General features: G+C 39.6%; 16 protein-coding genes and 4 pseudogenes. 16 read left to right on the plus strand and 4 right to left on the minus strand.

Annotated elements, in window-relative coordinates; translation table 11 throughout:
* The first annotated feature begins 20 nt into the window (after positions 1-20).
* Positions 21-467: a universal stress protein gene (locus GXP75_RS06255; protein WP_242556383.1), complete on the plus strand. Its 447-nt coding sequence runs from the start codon at positions 21-23 to the stop codon at positions 465-467.
* 1,480 nt (positions 468-1,947) lie between these two features.
* On the opposite strand, the gene GXP75_RS06260 is transcribed toward GXP75_RS06255, so the two are convergent.
* Entirely contained in the window at positions 1,948-2,679 is a 732-nt protein-coding gene (locus tag GXP75_RS06260; protein ID WP_214915781.1) for a 2OG-Fe dioxygenase family protein, read from the minus strand.
* Between the two features lie 174 nt (positions 2,680-2,853).
* On the opposite strand from GXP75_RS06260, the gene GXP75_RS06265 reads away from it, so the two are divergent.
* The 13 genes and pseudogenes from GXP75_RS06265 to GXP75_RS06325 all read left to right on the plus strand — a co-directional run.
* The gene (locus GXP75_RS06265; RefSeq protein ID WP_214915784.1) at positions 2,854-3,597 is read left to right on the plus strand and encodes an SDR family NAD(P)-dependent oxidoreductase; all 744 of its coding nucleotides are present in this window, start codon (positions 2,854-2,856) and stop codon (positions 3,595-3,597) included.
* Positions 3,598-3,663: 66 nt separating this feature from the next.
* Positions 3,664-4,590 (plus strand): DMT family transporter, encoded by a 927-nt coding sequence (locus GXP75_RS06270; protein WP_214916625.1) that lies wholly within the window; start codon positions 3,664-3,666, stop codon positions 4,588-4,590.
* A 187-nt stretch (positions 4,591-4,777) separates the two neighbouring features.
* Complete coding sequence (locus GXP75_RS06275; RefSeq protein WP_242556384.1) at positions 4,778-5,842, plus strand: pectate lyase family protein; 1,065 nt, start codon at positions 4,778-4,780, stop codon at positions 5,840-5,842.
* A 160-nt stretch (positions 5,843-6,002) separates the two neighbouring features.
* Positions 6,003-6,265: pseudogene (locus tag GXP75_RS21595) on the plus strand (hypothetical protein); the annotation flags it as partial.
* 227 nt (positions 6,266-6,492) lie between these two features.
* Positions 6,493-7,092 (plus strand): hypothetical protein, encoded by a 600-nt coding sequence (locus GXP75_RS06285; RefSeq protein ID WP_242556386.1) that lies wholly within the window; start codon positions 6,493-6,495, stop codon positions 7,090-7,092.
* Positions 7,093-7,488: 396 nt separating this feature from the next.
* On the plus strand, positions 7,489-8,238 hold the full coding sequence (locus GXP75_RS06290; protein WP_242556387.1) for a hypothetical protein: 750 nt from the start codon (positions 7,489-7,491) through the stop codon (positions 8,236-8,238).
* A 16-nt stretch (positions 8,239-8,254) separates the two neighbouring features.
* Positions 8,255-8,541, plus strand: a pseudogene (locus GXP75_RS06295) (DNA-binding protein).
* Positions 8,542-8,627: 86 nt separating this feature from the next.
* On the plus strand, positions 8,628-9,044 hold the full coding sequence (locus GXP75_RS06300; protein ID WP_242556388.1) for a YxiG family protein: 417 nt from the start codon (positions 8,628-8,630) through the stop codon (positions 9,042-9,044).
* Positions 9,041-9,367 (plus strand): annotated as a pseudogene (locus tag GXP75_RS06305) (DNA-binding protein); the annotation flags it as partial. The gene GXP75_RS06300 and the pseudogene GXP75_RS06305, both read left to right, overlap by 4 nt.
* A 39-nt stretch (positions 9,368-9,406) precedes the next feature.
* A complete protein-coding gene (locus GXP75_RS06310; protein ID WP_242556749.1) occupies positions 9,407-9,892 on the plus strand; it encodes a hypothetical protein in 486 nt (161 codons plus the stop codon).
* Between the two features lie 17 nt (positions 9,893-9,909).
* Complete coding sequence (locus tag GXP75_RS06315; RefSeq protein ID WP_242556389.1) at positions 9,910-10,398, plus strand: DUF2716 domain-containing protein; 489 nt, start codon at positions 9,910-9,912, stop codon at positions 10,396-10,398.
* Positions 10,399-10,426: 28 nt separating this feature from the next.
* Positions 10,427-10,723: a YxiJ-like family protein gene (locus GXP75_RS06320; protein WP_242556390.1), complete on the plus strand. Its 297-nt coding sequence runs from the start codon at positions 10,427-10,429 to the stop codon at positions 10,721-10,723.
* A gap of 15 nt (positions 10,724-10,738) precedes the next feature.
* Positions 10,739-10,867 (plus strand): annotated as a pseudogene (locus GXP75_RS06325) (hypothetical protein); the annotation flags it as partial.
* Positions 10,868-11,080: 213 nt separating this feature from the next.
* Here the strand turns inward: GXP75_RS06325 and GXP75_RS06330 are convergent.
* Both GXP75_RS06330 and GXP75_RS06335 read right to left on the minus strand, forming a co-directional pair.
* Positions 11,081-11,602, minus strand: a complete 522-nt coding sequence (locus GXP75_RS06330; RefSeq protein ID WP_242556391.1) for a DUF2812 domain-containing protein — start codon at positions 11,600-11,602, stop codon at positions 11,081-11,083.
* Entirely contained in the window at positions 11,599-11,940 is a 342-nt protein-coding gene (locus GXP75_RS06335) for a PadR family transcriptional regulator (protein ID WP_242556392.1), read from the minus strand. The genes GXP75_RS06330 and GXP75_RS06335 overlap by 4 nt, the downstream gene beginning before the upstream one ends.
* Positions 11,941-12,105: 165 nt before the next feature.
* Here GXP75_RS06335 and GXP75_RS06340 point away from each other — a divergent pair, with 165 nt between their 5' ends.
* On the plus strand, positions 12,106-13,248 hold the full coding sequence (locus GXP75_RS06340) for a rhamnogalacturonan acetylesterase (protein ID WP_242556393.1): 1,143 nt from the start codon (positions 12,106-12,108) through the stop codon (positions 13,246-13,248).
* A gap of 35 nt (positions 13,249-13,283) precedes the next feature.
* Here the strand turns inward: GXP75_RS06340 and GXP75_RS06345 are convergent, their stop codons facing one another.
* Positions 13,284-14,096 (minus strand): pentapeptide repeat-containing protein, encoded by an 813-nt coding sequence (locus GXP75_RS06345; RefSeq protein ID WP_242556394.1) that lies wholly within the window; start codon positions 14,094-14,096, stop codon positions 13,284-13,286.
* A gap of 208 nt (positions 14,097-14,304) precedes the next feature.
* On the opposite strand from GXP75_RS06345, the gene mce reads away from it, so the two are divergent.
* The gene (gene mce / locus GXP75_RS06350) at positions 14,305-14,721 is read left to right on the plus strand and encodes a methylmalonyl-CoA epimerase (protein ID WP_214915813.1); all 417 of its coding nucleotides are present in this window, start codon (positions 14,305-14,307) and stop codon (positions 14,719-14,721) included.
* Positions 14,722-14,750: the final 29 nt, after the last annotated feature.

Consider the following 14,750-nt stretch of genomic DNA (forward strand, 5'->3'; position numbering starts at 1 on the left):
GTCCGAAAGGCGGGAAGCGTATGTTTAACAAAATGTTAGTTGCGATTGACGGGTCAGAAATGAGTGTAAAAGCCCTTGATGCCGCAGTGCATCTGGCAAAAGAACATCAGGCAGAATTAAGCATCCTTCATGTGGGGAGAGAAGCCGTCGTAGCGACTTCTTCTCTGACCGGGATTGTCTATGTACCAGAACATTTTATTGATGAAATCAGGCAAGAAGTCAAAAAAGAAGGCTTACACATCCTTGAGAACGCAAAAGCGAAAGCAGCCGAGAGCGGCGTTCAAGCCGAAATCATCTACGCGCAGGGAGAGCCGGCGCACGAGATTTTAACTAACGCAAAAGAGAAAGGCGTCAGCCTGATCATCGTCGGAAGCCGGGGCATCAGTGGACTGAAAGAAATGATGCTCGGAAGCGTCAGCCATAAAGTGTCTCAATTATCACCTTGTCCGGTTCTAATTGTTCGTTAGAAAAAGTGATTGGGTTTAATTTTTAAAATTGAGTAAAATCCGATTGCAATCTTTAAATTAAGATATCTTATAACCATCGATATAGAAGAGTGGACGATTTGTAATAATTAATCAGGAAAAAGCTGTAGAAGTTTAAGTAAGGAAATTAAATTCTAATTAGAGGGAGCTAATAAGCTCTCTTTTTTATTTCAAAACTATATATAATGAGTAAGACTAGTTACTATTATAAATTATATGAAAAATAGTAATCATGATAATAATACCAAGAGCTTTAAAATAATTTAAAGTCTAAATCATAATTAAAGTCACAAGTGAAATAACCAAAAAAATACAGTGTAAATTTACCTTTTTACCTGATGTAAATATATGTATAATAGGCATTGGCAAATATACAGGAGATTCGATATGAATAATAGTTCGATCTCCAAATATTGATGAACAAAGTTTCACACAACTTTAGATTGGTTAAATTTGATAAGCTATCTTGATGATATTGAAGAGGCAGATGATAATCATCCAATTATGAAGTTAATTATGGAAAATGAGCATTATTTGTAAATTTTTAAGAAGAACAATTATGATTTTGTTAATAAAATAATTAAAAAGATCCTGAATTATTTTAACAACAACAATAATGAGATTAGTAAAAAATGTAAATGAAATGAAGAGTTTAAAGAGAATTTCATTAAACAAGTAAGTAAATTTAGTAATATGTTATATAAAATAAGTTCAAAGTATAAGATTTTTTTAGACAATCAAACAGAAATAAAAAAACAAGCCGATACAGAGTTAGGATTTGATTCAAAACAATTTTTAGAAACTATTATAAAGGGTGAAAGAGATTGATAAACTATATGATTGGCGGGATTATATGTTTATTATTCGCGTATTTAATTGGTGTGAAAAAAATATTATTCCTATTAATAAATTACAATGACTTCACTTTTTTAGGTGATAAGGAAAAGTTATCAAAACGAATGGGAATTATACTATTTATAATTGGAGTATTCACTATATTCATGCCTTTGTTACTTATGGTTTTTGGTGTTTTAGTAAAAAGCATATATATAGCCATAATTATTGCTTTGGTCTTACTGGCATCTTTATTTATTGTAGTTCCATACTTTCAAATCAAATAAATGATTTCATTCGCTATAATATAGTTCAAGGGAGCTTAGAATTTATGCACAATCGGCATTGTAATGATCTTTGCGGGTATGGCTGCTGAAGAAAAGGATTTAGAAGAAGAATTTCAATCATAAAAGAAAAAAAGTAAAGGCCATAAAGGGCGCTAAGGCCGAGAAACTCTCGACAGCCTTTTTTGAATTTCAACCACACAATATAATGGATTAATTTCACCGTTTAAATCCCATATATTGTGTCTTGAGACAATAATAAATAAGAAAATGAGGGTTTCTTTGACATACATCTTCAAAACCCCCACTTTCTCTTTAAGCTGAGCACCTCTCGGGCGCTTTTTTTATCTATTAGAAAATGTAACCAATAATATATCACGATGTGCGCCATCTTCGTTGGCAGTGCCGACCGGTGTTACCGCATGAAAGACTTTTTGCCCGAGAGCGATCGTTTCAAGAGGGTTCGTCAGCCGCAGCACTTTATCAATTTGCTTGACAGACGGAGCAATCAAGTTATCCCCGCCGATGGCATCCTCGCTCAGTTTAAACAAATGGACGAATACAAGCGGTTCATCATCGCGGTGCAGCCAAATGGGAGAACTGTATGACGGCGCGTCAGGTGTCACATGATATCTGATTTGATGGAGCCCGACAATCACTTCTTTCTCCCAATCTACTAAATCGGTTTGGTGGGCAATTTCTACATTTGTATTAATCATATACTGCGTCACTGGATGCAGCAGAAATTCATTTGATATTTTCTCGAATTGTCTGACGGTTCCTCCGTCATCATAGTTATATTCTTTTGATTGAAAATATCCATTATCGGGGTCTAATTCAAGGGTGTCGGAGTTAGGGGCCAGAATATACCGGGAGTGCGCTCTATAACGGCCTCCTCCTTTAGGATCTGCTTTCAAAGCATCATATGTAAGCTGTAATTCGCGGACTGCGGTGTTTTCCGTTTTCTGCTGGTAGAAATCTGCTGGAATATACGAATAACCGTTTTCCGATAAAAAAGAAGCGTAGTTAAAAATGTCGTTTTTCACCTGTTTTTGCACGTCTGAAACCTGAACCATACTGATCTCTCCTTAAAAAGTAGATGATTTTTTCTGCAAAATCCTGTATGATAGAAAATGTGGAAAATAGAGGGTTAAATATAACTTTAAAATACTTGTAAAACATTGTCAAACTATAATTATAGTATTCAGATTATTGCAAATTGACAAAATGAAAAAAGGGTAGAATGTAAAATGGCGAAAAAAAAGAATATAATGATTACTGGGGCAAACAGCGGAATCGGCTTTGCGGCGGTGAAGCAATTTCTAGCAGATGGCTTTCAGGTTGTTGGAGCAGATATTCATACGAATAAAATGTCAGAATTTATTGTAAACAGCGGCTTTCACATGGAAGAAGCTGACTTGTCTGATGTTCAGCAGGCGGAATCTTTGATACCAAAGCTTGAACAAAGCCAACTGATTCCGGACATCTTAATCAATGCGGCAGGGATAAGGGAAATTACCCCTGTTCTTGAGTTATCAGCAGAATCATTCAAAAAAGTCATAGACATTAATCTGACGGCAGCCTTTATTCTTTCCCGGGATGCGGCAAGGCTGTGGTCCAAGTTTGGAAAACAAGGCTGTATTATCAATATCGCCTCTGTGTCCGGGCTGATGGCAGAGCCTGCGCGGGCTGCCTATGTGTCTTCCAAGCATGCGATCATCGGATTGACGAAGCAGCTCGCTATGGAATTTGGATCAAAGGGAATAAGGGTGAACAGCATATCACCGGGTGTCATCCAGACAGAGCTGACGGAAGAGTATTTTCAAGACGATGAAATGGTTCAGCTAATCAAAGATAACCATGCCCTCCATACGTGGGGGCAGCCGAGTGATATCGTTTCCTGTATGAAGTATTTAGCTTCTGATGAGGCGCACTTTATTACAGGTTCTAACTTTGTTATTGACGGCGGCTGGACGGCCGGCAAGAAACTATAATAAAAGGAAAAGCACCTTGCAGTTGGGGTGCTTTTCCAATACGTAACTGGAGGTAGAATACGTTTGATGCAGCAAGATCTCTCAATCACACCAAAACAAAAATCAACAGCCGTGCTGAAAATGGTCATCTCCATGGTGATTTTCGGTTCTATCGGCTTTTTTTCTGAACATACCAATCTGCCATCTTTTGAATTGGTCTTTGTCCGATGCCTGTGCGCAACCCTGTTTTTAGGCGTATGCTGGCTTGTTACGGGGCAGTTTAAAACCGAAAAGTGGAGCAGGAGAGAAGTGATTCAAACGCTGGCCTGCGGCTTCTTCCTCGTGTTTAACTGGGTATTTTTATTTAAATCATTTGAAGAAACGTCCGTTACCATTGCCATTTCGGTTTATCATCTGGCGCCGGTGCTGGTCCTGCTGCTCGGAAGCGTCATCTACCGGGAAAAATTAAATGTTATTTCTGTCAGCTCGATTATCATCTGTTTTTTCGGAACCGCATTAATTTCAGGCATCAATAAGGATATGTCATTCAGCCAGATGATGGGGTCCGGAATTATTTGGGCGGTACTTGCCGCGTTATTTTACGCTTTTACGACATTACTTGGGAAGGGCATTAACAATCTCAGTCCCTATGCCACGACCTTTTTGCAAACGGGATTGGGCGTTGTGCTGTTAATTCCGTTTATACACTTTGGACTCTTTTCCCATCTATCACAAGGTAATTGGACCATGGTGGTGTCGACGGGAATTATTCATACCGGGATCGTCTACTTGCTGTTTTTTGACAGCCTGCGGTTTCTGTCTACCAAATTTATTTCGGTTATCGTCTTTCTTGATCCGGCTGTCGCTATTATTTTGGACACCGCGTTCACCGGTTTTCGCCCTGATCTTTTCCAAACACTTGGCATTGTCCTGATCTTTGCCGGAATGGCGCTGACCCTTGTCAGAAAGCAGCGGCCGGCAAAAGCAGAAGCTAAGGCAGAGAACTCAATATAAAAAAGTTTGCAGCCAGCATGTGATGACAATCCGCTGGCTTTTTTGTGCTGCTTCAGATGCAAAGAGCAACTCTTACCTTCTATTATCATAATGTAAAATGACACCATTAGATCATGTAGTTAATATGATGTGAATGTATAATTTTCTTGTTGTATCATTTTCAAAATGACGGAAGGAGTTATTTATAGTGACAAAAAAAATGCGTTATCTTACTTTCTTTTTATCTGTGGGACTTGCACTTTGTTTGGCCTTCACAAGTTCCGCTCCGCAGCCGGCAAAAGCGGCAGCAAATTACCCCGATGTGATGCAGGGACTCACAGGGTTTGCCGGAAACGCAAAAGACCATAATGGCAAGTCGAAATCCGCAGTATCAGGAGGCCAGGGCGGTTCTGTCGTCTACGTCAATAACCTCAACGACTTAAGAACCCATGTCTCCGGCACTGACCGCAAGACAATCGTCATTACCGGCGATATCTCCTCATCTGGAAAAGCCACTGTGACGGTCGGCGCAAACAAAACCATTGTCGGCTCATACGTCAGCCATAGATTGACCAATATTTATATAACAACAGGCTCTAGCTCGAATAATGTCATATTCAAAAATCTCATTATCGGACATAGTGCTTCAATTACCGGAAATAACGACATTCCTATGTACATAGCGCATGGGCAAAATTACTGGATTGACCATGTAACCTTTGAAGGGCACAGCTACAATCCCAACAGCCACGATGATTTAGGGAAACTGCTTTATGTAGGGGCAAAAGCTGATTTTGTCACGCTGTCCAACTCTAAATTCACGGACCATCTGTACGGGCTTATCCTCGGTTATCCAAACGATGACAGCCAAGGAAAAAATTATATCGGGTACCCCCACATGACGATCGCCAACAACTACTTTAATAACGTCTATGTACGCGCGCCGGGACTCATGAGATATGGCTACTTTCATGCCAAAAATAATTATATGACCAACTTCAACCTAGGCTTCACCATTCACACAAAGGCAACCGTATATTCGGAAGCCAACTACTTCGGAAATGGGAACGAAAAAGGCGGAATGATTGATGACTACGGCACGGCGCAATTCAAAGACGTCGGCTCATTCCCAGCCCTCACAGCCCCAAAATCCCCGCTGACCGGCTGGAACCCGAGGACAAACTACAGCTACTCAGCCATGACAGCCCAAAACGCGAAAAACTACGCGCAATCTTATGCAGGGGCACAGAACTCAGCATTGGTTTATCCATAAAATAAGCAAGCCGGCACCTTATGGGGTGTCGGTTTTTTTGTGGGAAAGTTAGGTTTCAATACAGAATGATATTAATGAATATAGGTCTAATAACCCCCTTTCTTTAAATTAACCTTAAATAAATAGAAGAATATTGAATAAATATTTCAATAATATTACTGTTACAAAGGTGAACGATGAAAGCATGTCATACGATAAAAACGGCAACCGCACATCCAACGGCAGATTCACATATACGTGGGATGCGGAAGATAACCTAACCGCCGTTACGAAAAAAGGCGAAGAAAAGCCTTTCGCAACATACAAGTATGACCGAAGTATAATCCAAAAACTGTAAACGGAAAGGTCACAAACTACTTCTACGACGGAGACAGCCTGAACGTCTTGTACGACACTGACGCAGACAACAAACCTCTAAATTCAACAATTATTCTATAATGTAAGAAGAGCTTGTGAAAAAAATTTAAGAAGACAAGGATGGAAAAAATCAGTTCATCATGGTGGTGTTATTAGCATGAAGAAAAATGGGAATAAGTATTCTATAAGAAAACATGCTAATTCAAGGTCCTTATTCAACCGCAGAATATACGCCTAAAGGAAGAAAAAAATTCACACATAAAATCAGAATGCGACATTAAAGGAGAAATCAGATGAACCACTATTTTATTGATCATCCTAAGGAGTTAAAAGTCTATCAATCCATGATTAATTCCTTATGTCACGTAGATCTAACATTGCCCGAACAAGTTTTTAAACAAAGGAAAAAATATTATTTATTCGAGGAATTCCATTGGGTATTATCTGATGAAAGCTGGGAAATGTTACGAAGTTTAGCTCATCACTATCAGGATGAGTTTATATTAATGGCGGTGCTAGATAATCCTGATCAAATAAACCAGTTTTACGATGATTTTGAATACTTCAATTGGATAAAGATTCCCTTGCATATAACTGCAGAAGAATACCTTTCAATCTTAACAGATTATCCAAAACACAGTAAAAATGATTGTATCATGAATATTGCCTCTCGCGTTGTTTGGGCTTCACCGACTTTGAAGTGGGCGATTTATGGAGAGAGAGAATTTGAAATCTGTATTTTAGAGATCGATCATCCGGATGTAGGAAAACCGTTAGCATCTTGGAGACCGTTAGATGACGTTGTCTTAGATTGGATATCCGTTGTATTTTATGACCAAATCATACCGGATGAATTTAAGAATAAATTGATAAACAATTATGCATCATATTGAATCGGACTGTAAGTATATCCTAACAATATTATCATAAAAGCGTCATCGTCATTTCTAACAGTGGGAAAAACAGTTGCCAAATATCAATACGACACATGGGGAACGCGACAAAAACAGAAACAAGCGATGAAGTAAAAGACAAACCCGCTTTGCAAGTTATCAATATGATGAAGAGACCGATTTTTACGATTAATGGTCCGCTACTATGAGCCTGAAAATCGGCGTGTTTTTATCCTTGATCTAAAGTCCGGAGACCCAAAAGAACAAAAAGAACAAAATCTGGATTGAGGAAATAAAGGAGGACGATTCAAGTTGAAAAATAATTTCTTTATAGAAGATAAATATCAATTGAAACAGTTCAAACAATGAGTAAATCAAACATTTAAAACAAGTGAAATGTTTCCTGATCAAGTCTTTCATGAACAATACAAATATTTTTGGTTTCAAGAATTTTCCGCATTGTGGGGCGACGACATTTGGGACACTTTAAAGTTGCTGGCAAACTATTATTCTGATAATCAAATTCTTACAGCAGTTCTTGAAACGCCACCGGAAACTTACCGGACCTTTTCAGATTACTACAATTGGATATGGACTCCTTCTTCTTTAACAAAAGAAGAGTATTCTGAATTATTATGGACTGAACCCAATGGTGTCCGCCCAGGAGAAATAGGGTCCATTCAATTTACGACAACGACGGTTGTATGGTTATCTCCTTCTCAAAAGTGGGCTATATGGGGAAATATAGATCAAGAAATATGTATTCTTGGGCTTACGGACAGACAAGGAGAATTGGTGGGAGAGAATAACTGGAAAACATTAGATGATGATGTTTTAGAATTGCAAGAGCAGATTTATGAAGATGATATTATTCCTAATGAAGTGAAAAACAAAATTATCCAAAATTATCCAAAATTATCAAATGAGATAGCGTTTTTATGTAATAGAAAAGGGAAAAGAAAATTAGCTAAAAAACTCATGGAAAATATGAGGCATTTTTTAATAAAAGAAGTGAATGAAAAACTAAAAAGATGTGAGGAAAAAGGATTTACTTATCAGTCTGTTGAGGTAGAACAACGCGTGCAACCTATACATGTGCAATCTGTTTATTTCACACCAAATATGGTTGTGAACTCTTTTATGTAAAAAAACCTGTAAACTAATAACAAACTATTTAGTACTTTGAATACGGTGGAGATCATTTTGACAGAGCCAAAGCTAATAGAATGCATAAATAAAATTAAAATTGTCTTAAATGGACAAACAGCAAGAGAAGAAGTGTCAGATTGGGCGGGCACTTATGTTTATGCGGATGATCCAGAAGTAGAAGATGATAGAGTCTGGGATATGTTAATCCTTCTAAGCGGGATTGATTTGAAAGATTCTCCTGAAACTTATTTGCATTCAACAGATGATATAAATGATTGGATAAAACAATATATGGAGTAATGTTTTTGTTTTTTTCGGCTTGTTGGTTGTGCTTATAAAGGAGTTGCATTGGTAAATAGAATTCAGAGATTAGTTAGGAGATGGCAATGTACAATACGATTGAACAATGGATAGATTATATTGACGGGGGATGCAATGTTTTAAAGGTTGATTATCAGTTCTTTAAAAAAGAACTCTCACTCGATATTCAAGTTTTTGAAAACAACAATAAATATACTCATAACATTCTCTTTCAAAATGTAGCTTCTGTTTATTTTAATGGAGGTGATGGGGATATTCGATTGGAAAAGGTTATTCCGGAGGAGTTCAATTGGCAAATTTTCGAGATTAGTTATCACCCGGAAGGAATCGGAAACCTATCCAATCCTGTAATACCAGAGTATCAATCAAATGCTAATTTTCTCATTGACATAAACAGAAGATTGATAGCTGTAGAGGCTGAGACTGTTTCTTTTGATTCAAAACAATTTTATGCGCATAAAGTTTGGGAGCATGAACAATGAAAAAATTAAAAATGAATAAAATCATCAACAGGGACACCCAAGATTGTTTTTTCCATGCCGATGCACAGGGGCGTGTATACATTGGAAAAGGTGTGAAAGGTGATATGACCATTTCAATCTATGATCCTTCCGGTGATGTTCGGGATTTTAAAGTGAAAGAGCAGGTGGCTTACAACGATATTCAGCTCTTTCAACAATATGAAAATGGCTATGTCTTTGTTTATTACGAATCGTATGAGCCGAAGGTAAAGGTTTTTTCAGAAGAGGGAAGAGTGAAAAGTGATTTTCGCTTGCCTTCAGGAGTTTCCTGCTGTCTTTTGGATGAAAAACAACAGCTTTGGGTCGGTTTATGTGATGAAGGGATTTATCATGATGAAAATCCCAATGGACATAGTGTATGGTGTTTTTCGTTAGATGGTCAGCAGAAGGAAATACACATTGATAGAAAGCTCGAAGAAATGGATGCGCCGGCTGTAGATGATTGTTATGGGCTTGCAGAAAAAAACGGCTTGATTTACATGCTGTATTACGGAGATGCAGTCATTGCCGCATTTGATGAAACGGTCGTGAGACGGGTGTGGATTCTGTCGGATAAAGAGCCGGACTCAGAAGCATTTGATCAGCTCGCGATATCTGAAGAAGGTTTTTTGGTTGGGACGTTCAATTGTTACAGTGCAGACCTTAAGTCGTCTCTTTATTTGATTTCTACCGATGTGAGTCAAGAGATGAAAGAGATAACATGCTGTGACTCGAACGATGAAGCCCTAGACGTTCAACAGCTGAAACTGACAAGTAATGCTGTTTACGCAGTGACCTCTTCAGGTGTTTATAAGCAGGATATCCAATAAGGTGTAGGGATGATATTATGATGAATTGGCACGCTTTAAGTCAGACAAAACAAGACCGCATCTGGTCAGAAGTGAACAAACTTATAAAATGGAAGCCCGGAAGCAGATTTCACCACATCATCCCGCCTGAACCATATCGAGTGTTTGATATCTCAAGCGGGATGAGCAGTAAAGCCGGTTATGAAGATGTGAGCAGAGTGCTGAGTGATTTAGAGACTTCTATTTTAAAAGCATTTCAATTATGTACTGGAAAGAACGATGTAATGTACGCATTAGATTGGCAGCATGACGGGTATACCTTTAGTCCTCATCAGGCAATACCTAAGGATGAATTTGGCGACTGGCCCGTTCCGATATTTCCAGATGGAGACTATTATTTCTTTTTTCATCAGGGCTTTTCTTGGGGGCTTTTGGGTGATCCGTGGAAATGTACAATCACTGTGTTTGGTGAAGAGCTGTTGAAGGTGATAGATAAATATCCGCCTATCCTGTTTCAAAATAGATGAGTTCATGTGTCGGAGGGAGGTAATCAGCATGTTTCAAAAACTGAGAAAGAGGCAGCGAGAGCTTGAAGAACAGCCGTATCCTGATGAATTGTATGACTTTGAAGCGGAATTATATGAGTTTTTTATGCTTGTAGCAGGCAGTTTGGATTATATGCTGGCAAATCAAAAACTGCCTCGGCATCAACGGCGTTCGTTGGAGAAAAGCTTTTTTGAGTTGTATCCTGAAATACCGCCGGATATGATCAAAAACGATACCGATCTGTATCGACACATTTTATTGTATGAACAAGTTAGACAAGAGATTTGCAGTTCGCTATCTAACTAATAAAGGGGAATCCATATGAATATCAAACAATACGAGAAAATGAAACAGCATCTTTCTCACACGGATACAGGTCCATTTACATTAAAAGAGTTTTCTTTCTACACGAAAGAAGATGATCGTTATATTCATATTCCTGTGTTTGAATTAAAACTCTCAGCTCAAACCTGTGAAATCCATTTACGGTTTGAAGACATCAGTGCATCGAGACTGGATGATCTTGAATCCATCAATGAGGTTGAATTGGAGATTTTACCAACTGATGATCAATGGGAAAGACTCCGCTATTATGTGTATGATCAAGAAGACCAAATGAGTTTCTATTGCGGAGGATGGGATGTAATCAAGTGTGACAAGAAGTCACACTGATTTTCCCCACTTTCCAAGCTTTCTTGCTTTTGTTGCGGCATATGTCATGAGAAACGGGATAGTCACAATCAGGAAAAACAAAGGCACCCAATTTAATAATCCGGTTACATAATGGAGTGTAATGGACAAGAGAGTCAGGAAACTCAAGGTACAGGTGACGTTTCGAACGTCTTTTTCGCTTCTTTTATATTTCTCTCTCATGGTGGATTGATCACTGTATATCGGCGAAGTCCCGGGCTCAGCCGAAAAGATATGCATACCTTGTGAAGAGCAAACACGCTCCCATCCGGCCGCTTCAAACATCTCAGTGTATTCCGCCAAGCTTTCTTCCCCAATATCACGATAATCAATACTGTACGTCACATTTTGCGGCGCAGCTTTTCTAAGCTTATACCCCATAAACGCAAAAGAATCGAGCACCCAGCCCTTGCTGGCCATATCACTGAGTTTCTTCATATCTTTTTCTTCTGAAAAAGCCAAGCCGTCGGACATCATATATTTTTTCTGTTTCATGACTGATCCCCTTTCAATTGTTGAAAAGCGCGTTCACCGTGTTCCGCCATCACTTTTCTGCGCTGCATTTCTTTTTTGAGTAATTCTTGGCCGTGCAGGGTTGTCTGGTACACTTTTCGGCGCGGGTTGTCATTGTTGACAAGCTCAATGATCTCTTCCTGCAACAGTTTCTTTAACAATGTATACAGGGTAGCTGGGCCGATCGTAAAGGAGTCATCGGTCATGTCCTCAATCTCCTGCATGATCGAATATCCGTGTTTTGGTTCCAGCAATGTTAAGACAATATAATAGGCTGGATCGGTAAGCTGATTCATTTCCTGTGGACGTTGCTTTGGCAAGCGGTCACCTCATTTCTTATATCAATTAATGATATATCACTTATTGATATAATAAAATCTTCCTTTTCTTTTGTCAATGCAATTTTTTTCTGCATTCAGTCATCATAAAGAAACACTCACCGAGTATGCATTAATGAATGCGTTGTCATAGAGGGGGGATTCTTAATGAAAAAATGGATAGCGGCGGGTTTTGTGTTGATGTTGTGTTTCAGCGGGGCGGAGAGTTTGAAGGCGTCAGAGCCGAAGGTATATCAGTTTGACTTTGGAAGCGGTTCGGTTGAGCCTGATTACATTGGGGTAAGGGCGTCTGACCGTTATAACCCGTCAAAGGGCTACGGTTTTCAAACACCGGAGAATATGAAGAATGTGGCGGCATCCGGGACTGGTGTGAAGAGTGATGCGGTTCAGTTTTTGGCGTATGGGTCGAAAAGCGATAATACGTTTAATGTGGATCTCCCGAATGGCCTTTATGAGGTGAAGGTGACGCTAGGCAATACGGCGAGGGCAAGCGTGGCGGCGGAGGGTGTGTTTCAGGTCATCAATATGACGGGAGACGGTGCGGAGGATACGTTCCAAATTCCTGTCACCGACGGGCAGCTGAATCTGCTGGTGACAGAGGGAAAAGCAGGCACCGCTTTTACGCTGAGCGCCCTGAAAATCAAGAAATTGTCTGATCAGCCGGTGACGAACCGAACCATTTATGTCGGCGGCGATTCGACGGTGTGCAATTATTATCCGCTCAACAGCAGCAAGCAGGCGGGCTGGGGGCAGATGCTGCCGCAATTCATTAACAAGAATGCTTTTCAGGTGAGGAATATGGCGTCCGGCGGTCAGTTTGCCAGAGGTTTTCGGGATGACGGGCAATTAGAGGCCATTCTGAAATATATCAAACCGGGTGATTATTTTATTCTGCAGCTTGGCATTAATGACACGAATCCAAAAAACAATGAAACAGAAGCGGAATTTAAAGAAATCATGCGGGACATGGTGCGGCAGGTGAAGGCAAAAGGGGCTGAGGTCATTTTATCGGCGCCGCAGGGCAGAGCGACTGATTTCAACGCGGCAGGTGAACATACCGCCTTAAACAGGTGGTACAGAGCGTCTATTTTAGCATTGGCAAAAGAAGAACAGACAGCGCTGATTGATCTCAACGTTCTCAGCTCCTCCTATTTTACATCCATAGGGCCGGAAAAAACGCTCGCGCTTTATATGGACGGAGATACGCTGCATCCGAACCGCGCAGGCGCCGGTGAACTTGCGCGCATTGTTGCTCAGGAATTGAAAAAACTAGGAGTGAACGGATTTTAGTGTGTTTGTCAATCAATCCAATACGATCCTATCCATTAACTCAGCCAATGCTCCGGGGTATTTATATAAAAAGGCAGTTTAGTTTGTCTATTGCCTTTTGCTGAATTGATTTGAGACTGAGTAAGAAATATAGCGCCAGTTAAGTTTGCGCCGCTTAAATCTGCATCTCGTAAATCTGCACCTATAAAATCAGCTTTCCTTAGATCGGCATTTCTTAGATTTGTTGCAATGAAAAGTACGCCTCTTAAATTCGCACCCTGCAGGTTTACACCCTTTAAATTAGCCCCTAAATAATCTAATCCTTTTAGGGTCTTTGTATTTTGCTGATTCTGAATAAAGTCTTTACGGACTAATTCACTTGTCATAACGAGTACTTTATTGACAATGTCTCTATGTGAAGGTATGTCTAGCTCTAGTATTTCTTTAGGAGGAAGATTTGTCATCGTTATTGTTTTATGATAAATGTTTTTCATTTCAGTCTGGATCAATTGAGTTTCTTTTAAATCTAAAGCTTGACTGAGATAGCTGAGCATCTCATGTAATTGCTGGACAATAGGATATACAGCGAATATTTCACTTGCTTGTTTTGAGTTATGACGCCAGCCATCTCCGTGATATATGTGTTGTGAAACATGTTGGCCGGCTCCAAAGCACTCATAGGAAACACAGCCGCGAAAACCCTTTTCTCTTAGCTGGTCATGTATGTTGCATCGATAATCTGAGAGCAAATTACGGCATGGTTCCCCGCCATCTTTATTAAACGCGAAGTCAGCAGACTTTGCATACGGCAAAACGACACAACATAAACCAAAACAATTGTCACAGTCAGACTGTAAAAAGCTTTCCACAGTAAAACACTTCCCTTTGGCATTTTAGCTATACTTTTTTATCGTATAATTATAACTCATATATCTATGAGGCCCTATTGTTATTTCACAAACCTGCCGCGTCATTTGATAAAGGGAAACAACGAATTTTACATTTTTAAAGAAAGCAGCATTTTATATCACTAACTCCTTTATAATAAACAGTAATACAAATCGCCAGGGGGACAACATGCAAATTGACCATATTGGAATTGCGGTAAGAGATCTTGACGGAGCCATCTCATTTTACACAGATATTCTCGGCGCCGAATTAACAGATAGGTATTCCAATCCGGCATCGGGTGTAGAAACACATGTCGCCGTGATAAAGGCCGGCCAGGATGTGATTGAGCTTCTTTCACCGACAAGTCCAACCAGTCCGATTGCCGCTTTTTTAAAGCAAAAAGGAAAAGGCGTTCATCACATCGCCTATCGTGTGCCTGATTTGGACACGGCTATTTCCGAGCTGAAAGAAAAAGGGATGACTTTTTTAGAACATACCTATCGGACAACCCATCTCGGAAGACGGCTGATTTATATGAATCCGAGACATTCAGAAGGCGTGATCACTGAATTCTGTGATTATCCGGAAAAAACAAGCTTTTAACATCAAACACATACCCAACAGCCAATTAG

Origin of the sequence: Bacillus sp. HU-1818 (assembly GCF_022695965.1) — a bacterium.
In the GTDB taxonomy this organism is placed as follows: Bacteria; Bacillota; Bacilli; order Bacillales; family Bacillaceae; genus Bacillus; species Bacillus atrophaeus.

What these genes read in the sequence shown, in the direction of transcription:
- GXP75_RS06255 (WP_242556383.1), top strand. Translation starts at nt 21, where the DNA reads ATGTTTAACAAAATGTTAGTTGCGATTGACGGGTCAGAAATGAGTGTA.
- GXP75_RS06260 (WP_214915781.1), bottom strand. Translation starts at nt 2,679, where the DNA reads ATGGTTCAGGTTTCAGACGTGCAAAAACAGGTGAAAAACGACATTTTT.
- GXP75_RS06265 (WP_214915784.1), top strand. Translation starts at nt 2,854, where the DNA reads ATGGCGAAAAAAAAGAATATAATGATTACTGGGGCAAACAGCGGAATC.
- GXP75_RS06270 (WP_214916625.1), top strand. Translation starts at nt 3,664, where the DNA reads ATGCAGCAAGATCTCTCAATCACACCAAAACAAAAATCAACAGCCGTG.
- GXP75_RS06285 (WP_242556386.1), top strand. Translation starts at nt 6,493, where the DNA reads ATGAACCACTATTTTATTGATCATCCTAAGGAGTTAAAAGTCTATCAA.
- GXP75_RS06290 (WP_242556387.1), top strand. Translation starts at nt 7,489, where the DNA reads ATGTTTCCTGATCAAGTCTTTCATGAACAATACAAATATTTTTGGTTT.
- GXP75_RS06300 (WP_242556388.1), top strand. Translation starts at nt 8,628, where the DNA reads ATGTACAATACGATTGAACAATGGATAGATTATATTGACGGGGGATGC.
- GXP75_RS06315 (WP_242556389.1), top strand. Translation starts at nt 9,910, where the DNA reads ATGATGAATTGGCACGCTTTAAGTCAGACAAAACAAGACCGCATCTGG.
- GXP75_RS06320 (WP_242556390.1), top strand. Translation starts at nt 10,427, where the DNA reads ATGTTTCAAAAACTGAGAAAGAGGCAGCGAGAGCTTGAAGAACAGCCG.
- GXP75_RS06330 (WP_242556391.1), bottom strand. Translation starts at nt 11,602, where the DNA reads ATGAAACAGAAAAAATATATGATGTCCGACGGCTTGGCTTTTTCAGAA.
- GXP75_RS06340 (WP_242556393.1), top strand. Translation starts at nt 12,106, where the DNA reads ATGAAAAAATGGATAGCGGCGGGTTTTGTGTTGATGTTGTGTTTCAGC.
- mce (WP_214915813.1), top strand. Translation starts at nt 14,305, where the DNA reads ATGCAAATTGACCATATTGGAATTGCGGTAAGAGATCTTGACGGAGCC.